Origin of the sequence: Curtobacterium sp. MCLR17_036, assembly GCF_003234445.2 — a bacterium.
Lineage (GTDB): Bacteria > Actinomycetota > Actinomycetes > Actinomycetales > Microbacteriaceae > Curtobacterium.
Genome location: NZ_CP126269.1, coordinates 1,782,830 through 1,802,643 on the forward strand (window position 1 = coordinate 1,782,830; position 19,814 = coordinate 1,802,643).

Annotated in this window: 20 protein-coding genes; 16 read left to right on the forward strand and 4 right to left on the reverse strand. The window is 72.9% G+C overall.

From position 1 onward, the window contains the following. From DEI99_RS08415 to DEI99_RS08425, 3 genes are all read left to right on the forward strand, one after another. On the forward strand, positions 1-1,503 hold the full coding sequence (locus DEI99_RS08415) for a flagellar hook-length control protein FliK (RefSeq protein WP_111042454.1): 1,503 nt from the start codon (positions 1-3) through the stop codon (positions 1,501-1,503). 30 nt (positions 1,504-1,533) lie between these two features. Then, positions 1,534-1,974 (forward strand): flagellar hook assembly protein FlgD, encoded by a 441-nt coding sequence (locus DEI99_RS08420; RefSeq protein ID WP_111042453.1) that lies wholly within the window; start codon positions 1,534-1,536, stop codon positions 1,972-1,974. Between the two features lie 97 nt (positions 1,975-2,071). After that, complete coding sequence (locus tag DEI99_RS08425) at positions 2,072-3,247, forward strand: flagellar hook protein FlgE (RefSeq protein WP_111042452.1); 1,176 nt, start codon at positions 2,072-2,074, stop codon at positions 3,245-3,247. 146 nt (positions 3,248-3,393) lie between these two features. On the opposite strand, the gene mtnN is transcribed toward DEI99_RS08425, so the two are convergent. Next, positions 3,394-4,107: a 5'-methylthioadenosine/S-adenosylhomocysteine nucleosidase gene (gene mtnN, locus DEI99_RS08430; protein ID WP_146247158.1), complete on the reverse strand. Its 714-nt coding sequence runs from the start codon at positions 4,105-4,107 to the stop codon at positions 3,394-3,396. Between the two features lie 132 nt (positions 4,108-4,239). On the opposite strand from mtnN, the gene DEI99_RS08435 reads away from it, so the two are divergent. Continuing rightward, positions 4,240-4,800 carry a DoxX family protein gene (locus tag DEI99_RS08435; RefSeq protein WP_111042450.1) on the forward strand — a complete coding sequence of 187 codons (561 nt, stop codon included), beginning with the start codon at positions 4,240-4,242 and terminating at the stop codon, positions 4,798-4,800. 60 nt (positions 4,801-4,860) lie between these two features. Here DEI99_RS08435 and DEI99_RS08440 read toward each other — a convergent pair whose 3' ends face one another. From DEI99_RS08440 to DEI99_RS08450, 3 genes are all read right to left on the reverse strand, one after another. Next, complete coding sequence (locus DEI99_RS08440) at positions 4,861-6,441, reverse strand: Na+/H+ antiporter (protein WP_071256302.1); 1,581 nt, start codon at positions 6,439-6,441, stop codon at positions 4,861-4,863. A gap of 173 nt (positions 6,442-6,614) precedes the next feature. After that, positions 6,615-8,189 (reverse strand): helix-turn-helix domain-containing protein, encoded by a 1,575-nt coding sequence (locus DEI99_RS08445; protein ID WP_181434494.1) that lies wholly within the window; start codon positions 8,187-8,189, stop codon positions 6,615-6,617. A 91-nt stretch (positions 8,190-8,280) separates the two neighbouring features. Beyond that, complete coding sequence (locus DEI99_RS08450; protein ID WP_111042449.1) at positions 8,281-9,408, reverse strand: hypothetical protein; 1,128 nt, start codon at positions 9,406-9,408, stop codon at positions 8,281-8,283. 165 nt (positions 9,409-9,573) lie between these two features. Here DEI99_RS08450 and DEI99_RS08455 point away from each other — a divergent pair, with 165 nt between their 5' ends. The 12 genes from DEI99_RS08455 to DEI99_RS08510 all read left to right on the forward strand — a co-directional run bounded on the left by DEI99_RS08455 (position 9,574) and on the right by DEI99_RS08510 (position 19,810). Further along, a complete protein-coding gene (locus DEI99_RS08455; protein ID WP_502867019.1) occupies positions 9,574-9,837 on the forward strand; it encodes a flagellar FlbD family protein in 264 nt (87 codons plus the stop codon). Between the two features lies 1 nt (position 9,838). Next, on the forward strand, positions 9,839-10,663 hold the full coding sequence (locus DEI99_RS08460) for a motility protein A (protein WP_071255171.1): 825 nt from the start codon (positions 9,839-9,841) through the stop codon (positions 10,661-10,663). 2 nt (positions 10,664-10,665) lie between these two features. Beyond that, entirely contained in the window at positions 10,666-11,595 is a 930-nt protein-coding gene (locus DEI99_RS08465) for an OmpA/MotB family protein (RefSeq protein ID WP_071255173.1), read from the forward strand. A gap of 101 nt (positions 11,596-11,696) precedes the next feature. Beyond that, positions 11,697-12,578, forward strand: a complete 882-nt coding sequence (locus DEI99_RS08470; RefSeq protein WP_111042447.1) for a flagellar motor switch protein FliM — start codon at positions 11,697-11,699, stop codon at positions 12,576-12,578. Next, a complete protein-coding gene (gene fliN, locus DEI99_RS08475; protein ID WP_111042446.1) occupies positions 12,575-13,279 on the forward strand; it encodes a flagellar motor switch protein FliN in 705 nt (234 codons plus the stop codon). Before DEI99_RS08470 ends, fliN begins: the two co-directional genes overlap by 4 nt. Before the next feature lie 10 nt (positions 13,280-13,289). Next, a complete protein-coding gene (locus DEI99_RS08480; protein WP_111042445.1) occupies positions 13,290-13,829 on the forward strand; it encodes a FliO/MopB family protein in 540 nt (179 codons plus the stop codon). Next, a complete protein-coding gene (fliP, locus tag DEI99_RS08485; protein WP_071256309.1) occupies positions 13,826-14,644 on the forward strand; it encodes a flagellar type III secretion system pore protein FliP in 819 nt (272 codons plus the stop codon). The genes DEI99_RS08480 and fliP overlap by 4 nt, the downstream gene beginning before the upstream one ends. A gap of 9 nt (positions 14,645-14,653) precedes the next feature. Further along, the gene (fliQ, locus tag DEI99_RS08490; protein ID WP_071255183.1) at positions 14,654-14,926 is read left to right on the forward strand and encodes a flagellar biosynthesis protein FliQ; all 273 of its coding nucleotides are present in this window, start codon (positions 14,654-14,656) and stop codon (positions 14,924-14,926) included. A 3-nt stretch (positions 14,927-14,929) separates the two neighbouring features. Next, positions 14,930-15,688: a flagellar biosynthetic protein FliR gene (locus tag DEI99_RS08495; RefSeq protein ID WP_254782923.1), complete on the forward strand. Its 759-nt coding sequence runs from the start codon at positions 14,930-14,932 to the stop codon at positions 15,686-15,688. Positions 15,689-15,694: 6 nt separating this feature from the next. Further along, on the forward strand, positions 15,695-16,873 hold the full coding sequence (locus DEI99_RS08500; RefSeq protein ID WP_111042444.1) for an EscU/YscU/HrcU family type III secretion system export apparatus switch protein: 1,179 nt from the start codon (positions 15,695-15,697) through the stop codon (positions 16,871-16,873). After that, positions 16,870-18,924 (forward strand): flagellar biosynthesis protein FlhA, encoded by a 2,055-nt coding sequence (locus DEI99_RS08505; protein WP_111042443.1) that lies wholly within the window; start codon positions 16,870-16,872, stop codon positions 18,922-18,924. The genes DEI99_RS08500 and DEI99_RS08505 overlap by 4 nt, the downstream gene beginning before the upstream one ends. Next, positions 18,899-19,810: a hypothetical protein gene (locus DEI99_RS08510; RefSeq protein ID WP_111042442.1), complete on the forward strand. Its 912-nt coding sequence runs from the start codon at positions 18,899-18,901 to the stop codon at positions 19,808-19,810. The genes DEI99_RS08505 and DEI99_RS08510 overlap by 26 nt, the downstream gene beginning before the upstream one ends. Positions 19,811-19,814 lie beyond the last annotated feature (4 nt).

Here is a 19,814-nt window from a genome sequence, read left to right on the forward strand (position 1 = left end):
ATGACCATCAGCACCCAGCCCGCCGCGCCGGCCCCCACCGGTGCGGGACGCCCGACGGTGGACCCGGCGGACGGCGGCTCGTTCGACGCCGCGCTGTCCGCCGCCGTGGCGACCGACCGCCGCGGTGCCGACCACGGCGCTGACCACGGCGCCGACCGCAGGGGCGACCGCGCCGCGGGCCGCTCCGCGCAGCCGACGCCGGGGCGCGACGACAGTGCTCCGGAGCCGGACGGCGTCGACCCGGGGGCGGTGCCGCCGCTGACGCTGGTGCCCGTCGCGCTCGTCCCCGTCCTGTCGGCGTCCGCCCCGGCCGAGGTCACCGCGGACACGCTCGAGACGACGACGACGACGACAGCGTCGACCGTGACCGCGCCCTCGCCGGCGTCGACCGCTCTCGCCGCGCTCCTGCCGACATCGGACGAGTCGACGGACGCTCCGACTGCCCCGTCGACTACCCAGTCGACCGACCCGTCGACCGCGGCCGGGGCCGTCCGCGCGGCGGAGCCCTCCGTGACCACCGCGGCCCCGGCGACCACGGCCCAGGCTCGTCCCGCCGGCCCGGTGATCGCTGCGGCTGCGGCTGCGGCTCCGGCCGTGGCCGTCGGTACCGCAGCACCGGCGCCGACACCGACGCCGGCCTCGACACCGGCGCCGGCCTCGACACCCCTCGGCGGTGCGGTGCCCACGGCCGCCGCCGCACCGGCCGCACCGGCCGCATCGGCCGACGAGGCGGTGGCGTCGACCGTCCCCGCGGCCTCCCCGGACCGGCCCGGCGTCGGTACCGGCGTGCCCGCCGCCACAGCGACCACGGTCGCGGCCGCCGGAGCCGTCCCCTCCCGGCCGACGACCCCCGCGGTCGTGACCGACACCGCCGGGCCGACCCCGTCCTCCGCACCCAGCGCGACCACCGCCGGTCCCGTCGTCGCACCGGCAGCCGACGCTGCCGACGCGAGCGGCGCCCGGACCGGCTCCGAGGACCAGCCGCAGCGGTCGACGGCGGGCGACCAGGGCCTCCCGACCGTCCCCACCGCCCGCGCTGCCGCGACCACCGTCGCCTCGCCCGCCGCACCCGCGCCGGCCACGACGTCCGCGCCGGTCGCGCAGCAGCTCGCCCGACCGGTCTTCTCGCTCGCCCAGGCCGGGCCCGGCGAGCACGTCGTGACGGTGCAGCTCACGCCGGACGCCCTCGGACCGGTCACGGTCCGCGCCCACGTCACCACCCACGGCATGCACGTCGAGCTGTTCGCCGCCTCGGACGCGGGCCGCGACGCGGTCCGGCAGGTCCTGCCGGACCTGCGCCGCGACGCCGCCGGCAGCGGGGCCGCCACCACGCTCGACCTGTCGTCGCAGAACCACCCCGACACGTCCCCGGGTCGCGACCAGCGCCCGGCCGCCGGCCCGCCCCGTGCGGAGACCGGCCTGGAGGCACGGGCCACCCCGCGCACCCAGCCCACCACCACGACACCCAGCGTCCGCACCGCGGGACTCGACGTCCTCGCCTGACCGGCCCACGAACGAGAGACAGGAACCGACATGCCCGTCGACGGCATCACCGGCAGCGTGGACCAGGCCACGCAGGCAGCGGCCCTCGCCGCGAACGCGAGCAACCAGAAGTCCCAGACGATGGACTCCGAGGTGTTCATGAAGCTGCTCGTCACGCAGCTGCGGAACCAGGACCCGTCCTCGCCGATGGACACGAACCAGATGATCAGCCAGCAGACGCAGCTCGCGATGATGGAGCAGATCACCAACCAGACCACGACGGGGAACGAGAACTTCTCGTTGCAGATGCGAATCGCCGCCGCGAACCTCGTCGGCAAGCAGGTGAGCTACACCGACGCCGACTCGGGGAAGTCCGTCACCGGGACCGCCTCGGCCGTGTCGTACGCGAAGAGCGTGCCCACGGTCACCGTGAACGGGAAGGAGGTCGCCCTCGACGTGATCTCCGGCATCACCACCACCACGGCCCCCTGACCCCTCGGTCGCTCCGTCTGCGGTCTTCCTCCGCTCTCCCTCTGCTCTCCCTCCGCTCTTCCCCAGTTCTTCCTCCGTTCTTCCGAAAGGACGCACCATGCTCCGCTCGCTCTACTCCGGCATCTCCGGCCTCCGCTCGCACCAGCAGATGCTCGACGTGACCGGCAACAACATCGCCAACGTGAACACCGTCGGCTTCAAGTCGTCGACCACCGTCTTCCAGGACACCCTGTCGCAGATGACCCAGGGTGCCGGCGGACCGCAGACCGGCATCGGCGGCACGAACCCGGCGCAGATCGGCCTCGGCGTGCAGGTCGCCGGCGTGTCGACGAACTTCGCGCAGGGCTCCGCGCAGGCCACCGGCAAGGCGACCGACCTGATGATCTCCGGCGACGGCTTCTTCGTCACCCGCCTCGGCAACGACACGGTCTACAGCCGCGCCGGCGCGTTCGACTTCGACGCGAACGGCCGCCTGGTCACCGCCGATGGCAAGATCGTGCAGGGCTACTCGGCCACGAACGGCGTCGTGAACGAGGGCGGCGAGCTCTCGGACATCCGCCTGCCGCTCGACGCGGCTGCCCCCGCGACCGCGACGACCGCGGCCACGGTGAGCGGCAACCTGCCGTCGGACACACCGCTCAACCAGACGCTCAACCGCGACGTCACCGTCTACGACCAGAACGGCACGAAGCGCACGCTGTCCCTCGCGTACACGCGCACCGCCGACGGCTGGAACGTCTCGGGCTCGGACGGCACGGGCAACCCGGTGCGCGGCGCGATCACCTTCGCGGCCGACGGCTCCATCGCCTCGGGGTCGGCCATGACGGTCAACGGCGTCCGGGTCGACATGACCCAGCTGACCGGCTTCGCGGGGCTCACCACCGCGTCGATCTCGTCGCAGAACGGCCGCGAGGCCGGCGCCCTGCAGGGCTACTCGATCTCGAAGGACGGCACGGTCACGGGCACGTTCTCGAACGGCGCGTCGCTCGCGCTCGGACGCATCGCCCTCGCGACGTTCGCCAACCCGGCCGGCCTCGAGAAGACCGGCGCCTCGGGCTACCGCGCCACCGCGAACTCGGGCCAGCCGGCCGTCGGCACGCCCGGCTCCGCCGGCGTCGGCTCACTCGCCTCGGGCACGCTCGAGATGTCGAACGTCGACCTGTCGCAGGAGTTCACGAACCTCATCGTCGCGCAGCGCGGGTTCCAGGCGAACGCCCGCATCATCACCACCTCGGACGAGGTGCTGCAGGAGCTGACGAACCTGAAGCGGTAGTCCGGGCGCGTCGCGCGCTGGTGCCTTTTCGCGCATCGTGAGCAGGAATGGTCGGGTCCCTTCGGGGGACTCGACCATTCCTGCTCACGGAGCGTCCGGCCTCGCCCGGACCGCGGCGTACCGCGGGTCGTCAGGCGGTCAGGCCGTCAGGCCGTCAGGCCGAGGACGATGTCGTGCACGACCCGGGCCGCCCGGGCAGCCGCGTCGTCCAGGTGCTCGCGGAACTCGTCGCCGTCGGGGGCGCACAGGTCGCTGATGCACCGGACCGAGACGAACGGCATGTCGTGCACGTGCGCGAACTGCGCGATGGCCGCGGACTCCATGTCGACCGCGGCGACGGTGGGGAAGGCGTCGCGGAGCAGGCGGGCGCGGCCCTCGGTGACGAAGACCTCGCTCGAGCCGATGGTCGCGGCCAGTACCCGGTCCTCGGTGTCGGCGTTGCGTGCGAGCGCGAGCAGCCGGTCGTCGGGTGCGTAGCCCGTCGGCATGCCCGGCACCTGGCCGAGCGCGTAGCCGAAGGCCGTCGCGTCGGCGTTGAGGTTCACGTAGCGGTCCCCGACGACCACGTCCCCGATCGCGACGCCGTGCATCAGCCCGCCGGCGGTGCCCACGCTGATGACCGGCACGCCGGGACCGTAGTCGTGGAAGCAGTGCGCCACGGTGGCGGTCGCGTTCGTGAAGCCGATGCCGCTGCGGCGCACCGCGACGGTCGCGCCGTCGATGTCGAGCAGGTGGTGGTCGTCGTGGCCGCCGACCGGGCCGTCGAGGACCGGTGTGCCGTCGAAGAGCGAGGCGAAGGCCGCGACCTCTTCGCTCATGGCGGCGATGACGACCGCGATCGGGCGTTGGTGGGGGAGCACTGATCGATCCTCGCACGCGCCACGGACGTCGCGGACACCGGCACGGTCCCGGACGGCGTTCCGCGGCGTACGGTCGGCGACACCGCGGTCGTCCCGCTCGGGGCGAGCCGCACCGACGACCAGGAGGATCGCATGAGCCAGCACGTCACCACCGCTTCGGTCACCGCCCGCACCCTGCTCCGCCTCGCGCTGGGGGCGGTGCTCGTCTCGCACGGCTCCCAGAAGCTCTTCGGCGCGTTCGGCGGCGGCGGGATCGAGGGGACCGCCCAGGGCATGCACGCCATGGGCTTCCGGCCCGGACGCCGCAACGCCGTGCTCGCGGGGATCGGCGAGGCCGGTTCCGGAGCGGCCCTGGCCCTCGGGCTCGCCACTCCGATCGCGGGCGCCGGGGCCGCCACGACCATGGGCGTCGCGTCGAGCGTGCACACGCCGAACGGGTTCTTCAACGCGGACGGCGGGCTCGAGTTCCCGGCGTTCCTCGGCTTCACGGCGGCGATGTTCGCCCTGGGCGGCCCCGGCCCGGTGTCGCTCGACCACGCGACGCGGCACGTCCTCGACCGGCCGTGGCTGCGCGCCGTCGCCCTCGTCGCGGTGCCGGTGGCGATCGCGGTGCAGGTCACGCAGCGGCGGCGGGCACTCGCGTCCGACCCCGCGCCGAGCGGCGACGCCGCCGGCGACCAGCCCGACGCGTAGCGGGCAGGCCGCGGCAGTCGGCGCTCTGCGGTCCGGCGGCGGCGCGGCGCGCCCCGGCGGTCACGGGGGTGTGATGCCGCCGAGCCGGGCCTCTTCCGCGTCGTAGCCGGCGCGCACCTGCCGCAGGACCAGGTCGTCGATCTCGTCGGCGTCGCGGAGGCGCAGCAGCGTCGCCGCCTTGTGCTGCACGAGGGCGAGTTCCAGGGCGACGGCGCTGTCGTGCCGCTGGACGGCGGGGTGGTCGTCGTCGTCCTCCTCGCGGGCCTGGATGACGTCGAGGTGTGCCTCGTAGTCCTTGCGCACCCGCTCGACCGTGGCGCGGTCGGCACCGGCGGAGCGGGCGAGGCGGGGGAGCGCGGCGAGCGCTTCCTCGATGGCCGTCCGTTCGGCGTACCGGCGCTCCTCGCCGACGGACTCGTCCTCGGGCAGCGCGGCGGCCCGGAGCACCGCGGGCAGCACGAGCGCCTGCCCGACGATGGTCACGACGACGACGCCGGCGGTCACGAAGACGATGAGGTCGCGGTCCGGGAACCCGCTGCCGGACTCGAGGGTGCGCGGCACGGCGACGGCCATCGCGAGCGACACCGCCCCGCGGAACCCGGCGAAGCCACTCACCAGGCGGTCGCGGTGCCCTTCGCGCGGGGCGCCGCCGGTGCGGCGGGTGACGACCCAGACGGCACCGCCCGCGGCGTTGAGGAAGGCGAAGCGCACGAGCACGAGGACGGCGGCGACCGCGAGGATGATGCCGCCGGCGCGCAGCAGGTCGCGGGGTTCGAGCGCGCGGGCGGCGACCATCGCCTCGATGCCGACGAGCACGAACAGTGCGCCGTTCAGCAGGAAGGTCAGGAAGGACCAGAACGCGCGGACCTGCTGCCGGGTCTCGGCACGATCGAGCTTCGGGCCGACCTGGCTCACGACGATCCCGGCCGCCACCACCGCCAGGACGCCCGAGGCACCGATCGCCTCGGCCGCCAGGAACGCGGCGAACGGCACGAGCAGGGTGACGAGGTTCTCGAGCACGACGGTGTCGACCCGTCGGAGCACCAGGGTGCCGACCCACGCGGCGGCGAGACCGGCCGCGACGCCGCCCAGGTAGGACAGCGCGAGCATGCCGGACACGCCCCAGAAGGTCAGCTCCTGCGTGCCGACGGTCACCGCGACCGCGATGCCGTAGACGACGAGGGTCGTGCCGTCGTTGACCAGGCTCTCCGCGCGGAGCACCGTCACGTTGCGCCGGGGCAGCATCTTCGTGAGCACACCGACCGCGGTGGCGTCGGTCGGCGCGACGGCGGCACCGAGCACCCAGGCCGGCCCCCACGGCATGCCGAGCAGGTGCAGCAGGACGGCGACCGCGCCCGCGGTGACGACGACGAGCAGGGTGCCCATCAGCACGATGCCGCGCAGGTTCTTCCGGATCTCGCGCAGCGACGTGGTGAGGCTCTCCCAGTACAGCAGCGCCGGCAGGAAGAGCAGCAGCACGGCGTCGGCGGGCAGCTCGACGTGCGCGAACGCCGGCACGAAGGCGAGCAGGGCGCCGAAGACGAGGAGCAGCACGGGCGGGGCGACCCGCAGACGGTCGGCGAGCCCGGCCGTCAACGCGATTGCGAGGCCGAGCACGACCACCAGTTCAGGACCCAGCACGCGCACTCCTCGTTCGACCGACACTCCACTCAACGCGGATCACGTGGGGGATGCACACAGTGAGCAGAAGACGTCGGGTCGAAGGTGTCGACCCGACGTCTTCTGCTCACCGGAAGTGCGCGAGCGCGAACGTGACGCGCGAGCGCGAGCGCGAACGTGCGCGAGCGCGAACGTCAGTCGTGGAACGTCTCGATCGACGCGCCGAGCGAGTTGAGGCGCTCCTGCAGCTGCTCGTAGCCACGGGCGATGATGCCCACGTTGCGGAGCACGCTCTCGCCCTTGGCCGCGAGCATCGCCAGCAGGATGACCACGGCGGGCCGGAGCGCCGGCGGGCAGCTGATCTCGGCGCCGGAGAAGTGCGTCGGGCCCGTGACGTCGAGCCGGTGCGGGTCGCGCAGGGTCACGCTCGCGCCGAGGCGGGTCAGGTCGAGCAGGTGGATCGCACGGCCCTCGTACACCCAGTCGTGCACGAGCGTGGTGCCCGACGCGCAGGCCGCGATGACGACGAAGAACGGCAGGTTGTCGATGTTCAGGCCGGGGAACGGCATCGCGTGGATCTTGTCGATAGGCGCGTGCAGCTCGGACGGGTGCACGGTGACGTCGACCAGGCGGGTGCGGCCGTTCGCGGCGGCGTACTCCTCGCTGACGTCGAAGCGCAGGCCCATCTCGGCGAGGGTGGCGAGCTCGATCTCGAGGAACTCGATCGGTGCGCGCGTGACGGTCAGGGTCGAACCGGTGACGATGCCGGCGGTGAGCAGGCTCATGGCCTCGACCGGGTCCTCGCTCGGCCAGTAGTCCACGACCTCGTCGATGCGGCTCTTGCCGGTGATGCGGAGCGTGGTCGTGCCGATGCCCTCGATGCGCACCCCGAGCAGCTCGAGGAAGAAGCAGAGGTCCTGCACCATGTAGTTGGGGCTGGCGTTGCGGATGACGGTCTCACCGTCGCGGGCGGCCGCGGCGAGGATCGCGTTCTCGGTCACCGTGTCGCCACGCTCGGTCAGCACGACGGACTTCGAGGGGACGGCCTGGTTCGCGACGCCGACCTCGTACCAGCCGGAGGTCGCCTCGACGTCGACACCGAAGGGGCGCAGAGCGATGAGGTGCGGCTCGACGGTGCGGGTGCCGAGGTCGCAGCCGCCGGCGTAGGGGAGTCGGAAGGACTCGAAGCGGCCGCTGAGCGGACCGAGGAACATGAGGACGCTGCGGGTGCGACGGGCGGCGTCGGCGTCGATCGCGTCGAGGCGCAGGTCGTCGGGTGCGACGATCTCGAGCGTCTCGCCGTCCTCGCTCCAGGTGACGCTCGCGCCGAGGCTGCGGAGCACGTCGATGATCCGGTCGACCTCGACGATGCGTGCCACCTTGTGCAGGCGGGTGACGCCGCGGTTGAGCAGCGAGGCGCAGAGCAGTGCGACGGCGGCGTTCTTGCTCGAGTTGACGGCGATGGAGCCGCTGAGCTTGCGACCACCCTGCACACGCAGGTGGGCGCGCTGCGGGGCGCCGCCGATCGAGACGATCTGCTGGTCGAGGGCGTCGCTGATGCGGGTGAGCATCTCGAGGGACAGGTTCTGGCCGCCCTGCTCGATGCGGTTGATCGCGCTCTGGCTCGTGCCGACGCGTTCGGCGAGCTGCGCCTGGGTCATGCTGCGACCCTTGCGGGCGCCCCGGATGAGGGCGCCGACCTCGCGGAGCGGCGCGGCGGTGGTGGCTGCCGGGGCGATCGGCGTGACGACGGAGGTGGTGTCGGACATGTCGTCACGGTAACACGCTCATGAGATAAAACGGGGGGTACAGCACCCAGGGTGTTCACATGGAGCGTGGGAATACACCGTCCATGAGAAGTCAGGCGCGGTGCCAACCGAGGTCGCTGTCGTCGAACACCCAGTCCTCGGTCGCCCCGGGCACCGGTTGCGGGTCGCGGAGCCAGACCGTGGCGCCGGGCGTCCACCCGGCGATGACACTGGCCGCTCCGGCGCCGACCGGGACCGCCGTCCCGGCGGCGCGGAGCCAGCAGAGGACCGTCAGATGGACGGCGTCGTGTTCCTCGGCGACCCCGGCCCAGTCGGGGGTCGCCCAGTCGCCGTCGCGCCCGGTCGTGTGGTACCAGTCGTGCCGCCGGGTCGTGCCGCTGACGTCGATCGACCACCGCCGGCACAGAGCGGCCCAGTCGTCCGCGTCGTCGACCACCAGGACGCGCGCACCGGGCGCCGTGTGCACGGGCGCGACCGCGGCGCGTTCCCAGCCGAAGTCGTCCTCGACCGCCCACAGGCCGACCGGGCCGTTCGCGCCGTGCGCGGCCGTCGTGGTGACGAGCCCGTCAGGAGGGGTGGACCACCACGAACCGCCCACCGCAGCATCGGCCGGGCGCCGTCGATCGCGCGGGCGCACCGCTGCGACCTCGTCGTCGAGCGCCGTGCGCCAGGCGCCGAGCGCGCGGGCCGCGGCGTCCGGCCCCTGACCGTGCTCGGGGTGGCGGCCGTGCTCGCCGTGGAACACCGTGCTCCACTGCGGGGCACCGCGCGGCGCGTCGAGCACCGCCCGGACCGCCGGCAGGCCCGCCCAGGCGGTGGCCAGGCGTGCGACGACGGGTGCCAGAGCGGGATCCGCGAGCACGACGTCGGCCGCGTCCGGTTCCTGCCACGACATCGCGCTGGCGGTGGTCTCGGCGAGCGCGCGGAGGACGTGGCGCACGCCGACGTCGGACGGCGTGACCGTCGCGAATGCAGCGTCGATCGCCGCCGCGACCTCGGTGACGGGCGGCGCCGGCTCCGGGACGGGTCGGGGGCCGGTTCCGGCGCCGAACAACGAGACGGCGTCACCGCGCTCCCGCGCCAGGTGGTACTCGGCCCAGAACCGCACCTGCCCGAGACGCTCCGCCGCCCGCCCGTCGGCGTCGAGCACCTGGTCGAGCAGTGCGGAGCAGAACCGCCGTCCACGAGGGCCGACGGTCAGGTCAGTGGTGGTGAGCACCGGGCCAGGGTAGTGCCCACCGCTAACGCCGCCGCCGACCCCGCCGATAGTCCTCCGTGCAGCCCACGGACGGGCCGCATCCCGCCCCACGGACGGCGGCGGGACGATCGAGAACCAGGACGGGCCATGATCGTCGTCACACGACTGAACGGCAGCGGATTCGCTGTGAACCCCGATCTCGTGGAGCGCATCCAGGAGACGCCGGACACGACGCTCATCATGGTCGACGGGGCGAAGTACATCGTCCGCGAGTCCATGGCCGACGTCATCGACCTCATCGCCGCGTACCGCGCCCGGATCGTCGGGATGGCCTACGGCACCGACACCTCCGTCGGCACGGTCCGCGACGCGACCGGCCCGCAGCCGACCCTCGCCCCGGTGGCGCCGATCCACCCGCAGCACCCGCGCGTGCAGGACGGGGGTCGCTGACGTGGACATCGCGACCATCATCGGGATCCTCCTGGCCTTCGGCGCCCTGTTCGGCATGGCGCAGATGGAGCACGTCGAGATGGCGGGGCTCTTCCTGCCCGCGCCGATGCTCCTCGTCTTCGTCGCCACCATCGGCTGCGGGGTCGCGAGCACGACGCTCAAGGACGCCCTCGCCGCGTTCAAGGCCGTGCCGAAGGCGTTCACCGGCAAGGTCACCCCGCCGCAGTCGGTCATCGACGACGTGGTCGGCCTGGCAGAGACGGCGCGGGCGAACGGGCTGCTCGCCCTCGAGCAGGAGGCCGACAAGCACGACGACCCGTTCATGAAGAAGGCGCTGCAGAACATCGCCGACGGCACCGACGGTGACGAGCTGCGGATCCTGCTCGAGGACGAGATCGAGTCGAACAACGCGCCGATGCGGAGCGCGAGCGCGTTCTTCATGGGGCTCGGTGGCTTCGCGCCCACGGTCGGCATCATCGGCACCGTGGTGTCGCTGACCCACGTGCTCGCGAACCTCGGCAAGCCGGACGAGCTCGGCCCGCTCATCGCCAGCGCGTTCGTCGCGACGCTGTGGGGCCTGCTCACCGCGAACTTCCTGTGGCTGCCGTTCGGCGGCAAGCTCCGGAAGCTCGCGCAGCTCGAGACGGACCGGCAGACCCTGCTCATGGAGGGCCTGCTCGCGGTGCAGGCGGGCAGCCAGCCACGCCTGCTCGGCGAGCGGCTCAAGGCGATGGTCCCGCCGGCGGCCCGGGTCGACGCGGCTGCGGGCAAGGGCGGCAAGGGCGCGAAGAGCGTCGACGCCGACGACCAGCAGCTGGCGGCCTGACGATGAGCGCCAACCCCCGCGGGCGTGGCCGTGGCCGCGCGAAGAAGTCGCACGACGAGGCCGAGCACCCCGACGAGCGCTGGATGGCGTCCTACATGGACATGATCACCGTCCTGATGTGCATGTTCCTCGTGCTGTTCGCGATGTCGACGGTGGACCAGCAGAAGTACATCCAGCTGAAGAACTCGCTCGCCACCGGCTTCGGCGAGGTGAAGTCGCAGAAGGTCGACACCGCGTCCGGCACCGTCGTGACGAAGGACCAGGTCGAGGACGGCTCCGGGTACTCGACGGACAAGTCGCAGGCCGACCACTCCACGGCCTCGTCCGGCACGAAGGACACGAACGTCGACCCGGCCTCGACGGTGGTGCCGACGACCGCGTCGAAGCAGGACCTCGCGGCGGCGAAGCGCGAGCTCGACGACCTGACGAAGCTCGAGCGTGCGATCCAGCGCAACCTTTCGAAGGCCGGACAGACCGCGAACGTGCAGTTCACGGTCGACGCCCGCGGGCTGACGGTGCGCCTGGTCGGCAGCGAGACCTACTTCGGCACGAACAGCGCCGACCTGTCCGCGCAGGCCGAGGGGATCATGGACGCGATCGCGCCGGTGCTGCGGACGAGCCACCACGACGTCAGCATCGAGGGCCACGCCGACCAGCGGAACTCGACGGCGCCCTACGCCACGAACTGGGAGCTCAGCGCGGCGCGGGCGACCGGGGTGCTCCGCGACCTGGTCGAACGGGGCGGCATGCCGGGCGACCACGTGCAGAGCGTCGGGTTCGGGTCGAGCCGCCCGCTGGCGAAGGGTGGCACCGAGGCCGACCTCGCCCTGAACCGCCGCGTCGACATCGTGGTGCTGTCGAACGCCGACCAGGACGTCAGCGCCCTCATGCCGGCACTCGCGAAGGCGCAGGACGGAGCGACCGCCGGCTGACGCAGACGCACAGGGCGGAGCGACCGGCGGACAACCCTCGACCGCCCCACTACGGGGTACAGCACTGACGGCCGGTACACAGCCGACCGATAGACGCACCCGTGACCGAGACCCTGACCGCGCCCGAGGTGTACGACTTCGCGCGCCCGTCGACGCTCGCCCGCGAGCACGCCCGGGTCCTCGAGCTCGCCTTCGAGACGTTCGCCCGGCAGTGGGGCACGCAGCTCACCGCCAAGGTGCGCGCGGTGAGCCAGGTCACCTGCGAGCAGGTGCAGATGACGACGTACGACGAGTACGCCGCCTCGCTGCCGGCGCTCACCGGCATGGTGCTGCTGCCGATCGCCCACCTCAGCGCGAAGGGCGTGCTGCAGGTGCCCCTCGACGCCGCGCTCACCTGGGTGTCGCACGCGCTCGGCGCTTCGAAGCCGCTGCCGACGCCGGAACGCACCTTCACGCCGATCGAGCAGGCGCTCGTGCGGAAGATCGTCGAGGACGCCCTCGACGACCTCCGCTACTCGTTCGGCGGGTTGCTCGTGCACGAGGTCGCCACGGGTGGCTTCCAGTTCAACTCGCAGTTCGCCCAGGCCGCGCAGAAGGCCGACCTGATGATCGTCGCGTCGTTCTCGATCCGCGTCGGCGACCGGGTGGCGCCCGGCACCCTCGCGCTGCCCGCCGAGGCGGTGCTGCCGCAGCTCGGCGAGACCGCGTCGACGCCGTCGCCCGCGGACACCCAGGCGCTGCTCGACGCGCAGCTCGCCGGTGTGCCGGTCGGGGTCGGACTGCGGTTCGCGTCGGCGTCGGTCCTGCCGCAGCAGGTGCTCCGACTCGCCGTCGGCGACGTCCTGCCCCTGCCGCACCCGCAGCACCGACCCCTCACCATCGCCGTCGACGGCGAGCCCGTCGGCACGGCCGCGGTCGGCGCGAACGGGTCGCGCCTGGCCGGCATCGTCGTCACCACCACCACATCGGAGCAGCACGCATGACCGTCACCACCCTCCAGACCGCTGCGGCCGAGTCGCTCGCGGCGCAGCTCCCGACAGCCGCCCCCCTGGGTGCGGTGCTCCTGCCGGGAGGCGCGACCAGCGTCGTCCTCGACGCGGCGGCGGACGCCGTGGTCGCGTCGTTCGTCGGCGGCCTGTCGGCCGACCTGGCCCTCGTGCTCACCGACCTCGAGGCGATCACCGCCGCGGGCGGGACCGAGCACGGCATCGTCGCGGTCACCGACGTCCTGCGCCCCTCGCTCGAGGCCGCGGCGTCCGTGCTCGGCGTCGGCGTCCTCGGCGAGGCGAGCCGCGAGTCGGCCGCGTCGCTGCTGGCCGACCCGGACACCGTCGTGTTCGAGCTCGCCGCCGGCGGCGTCCCCGGTGGCTGGTTCGGGCTGCGCGTGCGTGAGAACGGCACGGTGTCGGCGGCGGTGGCCCCCGCGGCCCTGCCGACGGGCAACCTCGGCCGCATCAACAACGTCGAGATGACCCTGACGGTCGAGATCGGACGCACCCGGATGTCGGTGCGCGACGTGCTCGGCATGGAGCCGGGCGCCGTCGTCGAGCTCGACCGCAGCGCCGGTGCCCCCGCCGACGTGCTGTTGAACGGGCGGCTCATCGCGCACGGCGAGGTCGTCGTCGTCGACCAGGACTACGCCGTCCGCATCACCCGCATCCTCGACGTCGCCGAATCCGTCTGAGCCGCCGACCGTGGACACCCTGCTCATCACCCTCCGCGTCGCGCTCTCGCTCGGCGTCGTGCTCGCCCTCATGTGGGTGCTGCACCGCGCCAGCCGCAAGCGCTTCACGGGCGGGCGGACCTCCGGACGCCGCGCGGCGTCCGTCGAGGTCGTCGGGCGGCAGGGGATCGGCGGCAAGGCGAGCGTCGTCGTGGTCGACGTCGAGGGGGAGCGCCTCGTCCTCGGGGTCTCCGAGCACGGCGTGAACCTGCTCACGAGCGGGCAGGCACCCGCCCCCGAGCTCACCATCGTGACCGGTCCCGTCACGCTGCCGGTGCGTCCCGCCCCGTCGGCCGACGCGTTCCGTCAGGAACTCGCGCTGCACGCTGACGCCACCCCGGGCCTCCCGTCCGACGCCGCGGCGACCGCGGAACCGCTGCCGATGCGTCCCCGCAACCGACGTCAGCAGCGCACCGTCGTCCCGACGGCGGCGCAGCTGCAGGGCTCGATCCTGTCCGCGGACACGTGGCGGCAGGCGGCGGCCGCGCTGCGGAACCGGCGGGCCGGGTGACCGCCGTCCGCACGGCGCGCGTGCTGGCCCTCGTCCTGCTCGGGGTCACCGTCGTCGCCGGCGTCCTCATGGTGACCGCGACGGGCGCGCACGCCGCGGGCGCGGTCGGGCCGACCGCCCCGGCGACCCCGACGCCGCCCGCCGGCGGGGACTTCAGCGTCAGCGTGAACGGTCCGGACGGCGGTCCGTCGTCCGCCGTCGTGACGCTCATCGGCATCACCCTGCTCAGCGTCGCTCCGGCGCTCATGCTCATGATGACGTCGTTCACGAAGATCTTCGTGGTGCTCGCGATGACCCGGAACGCGCTCGGCCTGCAGTCGATCCCGCCGAACCAGGTGATCGCCGGCCTCGCCCTGTTCCTGTCGCTGTTCGTGATGGCACCCGTGATCGGGCACATCAACGACGACGCGCTGCAGCCCTACCTGGCCGGGCACCTCAGCTTCGACCAGGCCGTCGAGATCGGCACGAAGCCGCTCCGGACCTTCATGCTCCACCAGACCCGCGACGAGGACCTGGCGCTCATCACCCGTGCCGCCGGCCTGGACAACCCGGCGTCGACGGCCGACGTGCCGATGACGACCGTCATCCCGGCGTTCATCATCTCGGAGCTCCGCAGCGCGTTCATCATCGGGTTCGTCATCTTCATCCCGTTCCTGGTCATCGACCTCGTCGTCTCCGCAGCGCTCATGTCGATGGGCATGATGATGCTCCCGCCGGTGATGATCTCGCTGCCGTTCAAGATCCTGCTCTTCGTCCTCGTCGACGGCTGGGGCCTCATCATCCGGTCGCTCATCGAGAGCTACCACGTTGTCTAGGGGGCGCGCGTGAACCAGCAGGCGGTCATCGACCTCGTGCTCCAGGCCCTCCTGGTGGCCGGCAAGCTCGCCGCGCCCGTCCTCGTGACGTCCCTCGTGGTCGGCTTCGCGATCTCGCTCTTCCAGTCCGTCACGCAGATCCAGGAGGTCACGCTCTCGTTCGTGCCGAAGGCCGTCGCCGTCGCGATCGCCCTCGTGGTCTGCGGCAACTGGATGATCTCGGAGATGGTGTCGTTCACCCACGTCGCCTTCGACATGATCCCGAAGCTGCTCGGGGCGTAGCCGGTGGAGCTCGCGTTCGACGCCGACCGACTGGAGGCGACCATGCTCGCCGGCGTCCGGTTGGTGGCGTTCCTCGTGATCGCCCCGCCGTTCTCGTACCGGGCGTTCCCGGGTGCCGTGAAGGTGATCCTCGGGCTCGGCCTGGCCATCGGCGTCGCACCGCGCGTCGCGGTGGGCTACGAGTCGCTCGCGACCGGGCCGTTCCTGCTCGCGTTGCTGACGCAGCTGCTGGTCGGGCTCGGGCTCGGGTTCCTCGTGTTCCTGGTGTTCGCCGCGGTGCAGTCCGCCGGCGCCCTCATCGACCTGTTCGGCGGGTTCACCCTGGCGCAGGCGTTCGACCCGCAGTCCCAGGTCAACGGCGCCCAGTTCACCCGGCTGTTCCAGATGGCGGCGCTCGCCCTGCTCTTCACCTCCGGCGGGTACCAGCTCATCGTCGGCGGCCTCGTGCGCTCGTTCGACGCCGTGCCGCTCACCGGTTCCTTCGGGGTGGACGCACTCGCCCCGCTGCTCGTCACCGCCGTGTCGCAGATGTTCCTGGCGAGCCTGCAGATCGCCGGTCCGCTCGTCGTCGTGCTGTTCCTGGCCGACGTCGGCCTCGGGCTGCTCACCCGCGTCGCCCCGGCGCTCAACGCGTTCCAGCTCGGGTTCCCGATCAAGATCGGGCTCACCGTGCTCTTCGCCGGTGCGCTCTTCATGGCCCTGCCCTCGGTGGTGTCGTCGCTGACCGGCGACGCCGTCCAGGCGATCACGGGACGGGGGTGACCAGCGATGTCCGACAGCGGTGAGAAGTCCGAGAAGGCCACCGACAAGCGCATGCGCGAGGTCCACCGGAAGGGCCAGCTCGGGCGCTCCCAGGACCTCGGCGCGTGGGTCGGCATCGCCGTCGTCGCGATGATGGTGCCGTCGGTGATCGGCAACGCGGCGGCGGCGGGGACCTCGCAGATGGCGGCCGTCCGCACCGTCATCGCCAACCCGACCATCGGCACCGTCGACCGGGTCTTCCACGACGCGATGGCGAGCATCGGGGCGACGCTCGGTCCGCCGCTCGCCGTCGTCCTCGTCGCCGTCACGGCCGCCGCCGTCGCGCAGGGCGGCGTGCACGTCCGGAAGCTCATGCCGGAGCCGTCGCACTTCGACCCCGTCGCCGGCCTCAAGCGGGTGTTCGGCGTGCAGGCGCTCTGGAACGGGGTGAAGGCCCTGCTCAAGACCGCCGTCGTCGGCCTCGTGCTCTGGTTCGCCGTGCAAGGCCTCATGCCCGTGCTCATGACGAGCGGCTCGCTCCCGCTGTCCGCCGTGCTCGAGGCCGCGGCCGACGGCGCCGGCACCCTGCTCCGGGCCGCCATCGTCGCCGGACTGCTGCTCGCGGCGATCGACGTCTTCGTGGTGGTCCGCCGCAACCGCAAGCGCACCATGATGACGAAGCGCGAGGTCAAGGACGAGCACAAGTCGAGCGACGGCGACCCGCTCGTCAAGGGACAGCGCCGCTCACGGCAGCTCGCGATGAGCCGCAACCGGATGATCGAGGCGATCGGCACCGCGGACGTCGTGATGACGAACCCGACCCACTACGCCGTCGCCCTGCGGTACGAACCCGGCAAGTCCGCGCCGCGCGTCGTCGCGAAGGGGGCCGGACCCGTCGCCGACGTCATCCGGTCCCGTGCCGAGGACGAGCGCGTGCCGATCGTCCGCGACGTGCCGCTCACCCGGGCCCTGCACGCCGCGTGCGAGCTCGGCCACGAGATCCCCGCCGACCTCTACACGCCGGTGGCGCGGGTGCTGTCCTTCGTGATGGCGCTCAAGGCGCGCGGTGCGGCAGCCGGCACGCACGCGCCCCCCGTGCCCACCACGGCCGCCGAGGTCGCCACGGTCATCGACCCCGCGACCCTGACCGGCGACCTCCGTCCCCGCAAGCTCCGACCACCCCGCCCCGAAGGACTCCCCGCATGAACCGCAAGGACCTGCCGAAGCTCGTCGTCCCGGTGTTCATCGTCGGCATCATCCTGCTGCTGATCCTGCCGGTGCCGTCGTTCCTGCTCGACTTCCTCATCATCATCAACATCCTGTTGGCGCTGGTGATCCTGCTCACGACGCTGTTCGTGAAGAAGCCGCTCGACTTCTCGGTGTTCCCGTCGCTGCTGCTCGTCGCGACGCTGTTCCGGCTCGGGCTGAACGTGGCGTCGACCCGGCTCGTGCTCGGCGAGGGGTTCGCCGGCGACGTCATCCAGGCGTTCGGCCACGTCGCCGTGTCCGGCTCGATCATCATCGGCGCGGTGATCTTCCTCATCCTCATCGTCATCCAGTTCGTCGTGGTGACGAAGGGCGCCGAGCGCGTCGCCGAGGTGGGCGCCCGCTTCACGCTCGACGCGATGCCCGGCAAGCAGATGGCGATCGACGCCGACCTCAACGCCGGCCTCATCACGGACGAGCAGGCGAAGGAGCGCCGCGCCGCGGTGTCCGCCGAGGCCGACTTCTACGGCGCGATGGACGGTGCGTCGAAGTTCGTCAAGGGCGACGCCATCGCCGGCATCCTCATCATCGTCATCAACCTGGTCGGCGGCATCGCGATCGGCATGCTGCAGAACGGGCTCTCCGCCACCGACGCCCTGTCGAAGTACGGCATCCTGACGATCGGCGACGGCCTCGTCACCCAGATCCCCGCGCTGCTCATGGCGGTGTCCACGGGCATGATCGTGACGCGCTCCGGCGCGGAGTCGGAGATGGGCGCGTCCGCCGCGACGCAGCTGTCGCAGTCGCGGAACGCGCTGCTCATCGCCGGTGTCGCCGCGATCGCCATGGGCTTCATCCCCGGCATGCCGATCCTGCCGTTCCTGCTCGTCGGCGCGACGCTGCTGTTCACCGGGTGGCGCATCGGCCAGAACGCCGCGAAGGCCGAGCGAGAGGCCTCGCAGCAGCAGGCGCTCGAGGCAGCGGCCCCGTCCGGCGACACCCCCGAGGACCTCGTCGAGCAGATGCGCGTGCACGCGCTCGAGATCCTGCTCGCCCCCGACCTCGTGGACATGGTCAGCGGCGCGTCGGACGACCTGCTCGGCCGGGTCCGGGCGCTCCGCCGCAAGGTCGCCGTCGACATGGGCGTCGTCGTCCCCCCGGTGCGCACCCGCGACAGCATCGACCTGCCCCCGTCGACCTACGCGATCCGCATCGCCGGGGTCGAGGCCGGCCGCGGCACCGCCCCGGCGCGGAGCGTCCTGGCGCTCGGCGACCACCTGGACGGCCTGCCCGGCGACACGACGGTCGAACCCGTCTTCGGCCTGACCGGCAAGTGGGTCCCCGCCGAGCTGCGGCACGCCGCGGAGATGACCGGGGCGACCGTCATCGACCGGGTCTCGGTGCTCGTCACCCACCTGCAGGCCATCATCGGCGACAACGCCGCCCGGCTCCTGACCCGCGAGGACGTCAAGGTCCTGACCGAGGGCGTCAAGCAGGTCAACCCGGCCGCGGTCGAGGAGCTCGTCCCCGGCATGCTGTCGATGGCCGAGCTGCAGCGCGTGCTGCAGGGGCTGCTCGCCGAGCGGGTGCCGATCAACGACCTCGGGCGCATCTGCGAGGCCCTGACGCTCCGCGCGAAGGCGTCCACCGACCCCGAGGGGCTCGTCGAGGCCGCCCGCGCCGCCCTCGGCCCGGCCCTGGCCGCACGCCACGCCGACGCCGGCACGCTCCGCGTCATCATGATCGACCCCCTGCTCGAGCAGGCGATGCTCGAGGGGCTGCGGCCGTCGGAGCAGGGCACCCAGATCGTGATCGACGCGCACCGCATCGAGCAGGTGCTCGGGTCCCTGCGCGACGCCGTGCGCAGCGTCGAGGACCAGGGCCTGTCCGCCGTGCTCGTCTGCGCCCCGCAGCTGCGCCCCGCCGTGCACCGCATGGTCGCGGCGCAGTCGAACGGCCTGCCGGTGCTCTCCTACCAGGAGGCCACCGCCGCGGGCTCCACCATCGAGACCGTGGGAGTCGTCCGTGCCGCCGACCCGATCGCAGCGTAGCGGCGCGACGCTCGAGGCCCTGCGCGACGCCGTCCGGGCCGAGTTCGGGCCGTCCGCGCGCATCGTCGCCGCCGAGCGCGTCACCACGCCCGGCCTCGGCGGGCTGTTCCGCAAGGCGCACGTCGAGGCCACCGTCGAGGTCCCCGACCCGACGGACCCGCCGACCGCGCAGGTCACCATCGCGAGCACGCCGGTGCAGCGGATCGGGATCGCGGCGCTCCTGGCCGACGCCGAGGCGACCGAGGCCCGCATCGCCGGCACCGACGGCACCGCGACGACCCGCGCCGACGCGTTCGCCTCGGTGCTCGACGGCTTCGCCCTGGACGGCATCACGGGGAGCGCGCCGCACCCGACGCGCGCCCTGGCGGAGCCGGACGCGCCCCTGGACGTCGACCCGCGCCTCCAGGCCGTCGCCGACGCGCGGCCGGGAGGCCCGACCAGCGTCCCCGACACCGCCCGCGCCGTGCGGGCGGCCCGGCCCGCCGCCCCCGCCGTGCGGTCCGCTGACGGCGACCTGGTGCTGCTCGTCGGCCGGCCGAACGACGTCGACGCCGCCGCCGGGCTGTTCGCGCTCCGCTACGGCCTGCGGCCGAGCGACGCCGCCGACCGACGCTCGGCGATCCTGGCGCGGGCCGACGGCGTCCGCGACGGCCACGCCGTCCTGGCGGTGGCCGCGTGGGACGACCGGGCCACCGGCGACGGCGTCGAGGCCGACCAGGTCTGGGTCGTCGTCGACGTCGGCCGGAAGCCCGAGGACGCCGCGGCGATGCTGTCCGCCGTGGCCGACCGGCTGCCCGTCGCCGGCGTCGTCGCCATCGGGGCGGGGGAGACCGCCACGCCGGAGTCCGTCGACCTGCTGGGGGTCCCGGTCCTGTCGCTAGGCTGAGCGG

Coding starts and splice junctions, on each gene's coding strand:
- DEI99_RS08425 (WP_111042452.1), top strand. CDS start 2,072: ATGCTCCGCTCGCTCTACTCCGGCATCTCCGGCCTCCGCTCGCACCAG.
- fliN (WP_111042446.1), top strand. CDS start 12,575: ATGACCGTCACCACCCTCCAGACCGCTGCGGCCGAGTCGCTCGCGGCG.
- DEI99_RS08505 (WP_111042443.1), top strand. CDS start 16,870: ATGAACCGCAAGGACCTGCCGAAGCTCGTCGTCCCGGTGTTCATCGTC.
- DEI99_RS08420 (WP_111042453.1), top strand. CDS start 1,534: ATGCCCGTCGACGGCATCACCGGCAGCGTGGACCAGGCCACGCAGGCA.
- DEI99_RS08415 (WP_111042454.1), top strand. CDS start 1: ATGACCATCAGCACCCAGCCCGCCGCGCCGGCCCCCACCGGTGCGGGA.
- DEI99_RS08465 (WP_071255173.1), top strand. CDS start 10,666: ATGAGCGCCAACCCCCGCGGGCGTGGCCGTGGCCGCGCGAAGAAGTCG.
- DEI99_RS08435 (WP_111042450.1), top strand. CDS start 4,240: ATGAGCCAGCACGTCACCACCGCTTCGGTCACCGCCCGCACCCTGCTC.
- DEI99_RS08500 (WP_111042444.1), top strand. CDS start 15,695: ATGTCCGACAGCGGTGAGAAGTCCGAGAAGGCCACCGACAAGCGCATG.
- DEI99_RS08445 (WP_181434494.1), bottom strand. CDS start 8,189: ATGTCCGACACCACCTCCGTCGTCACGCCGATCGCCCCGGCAGCCACC.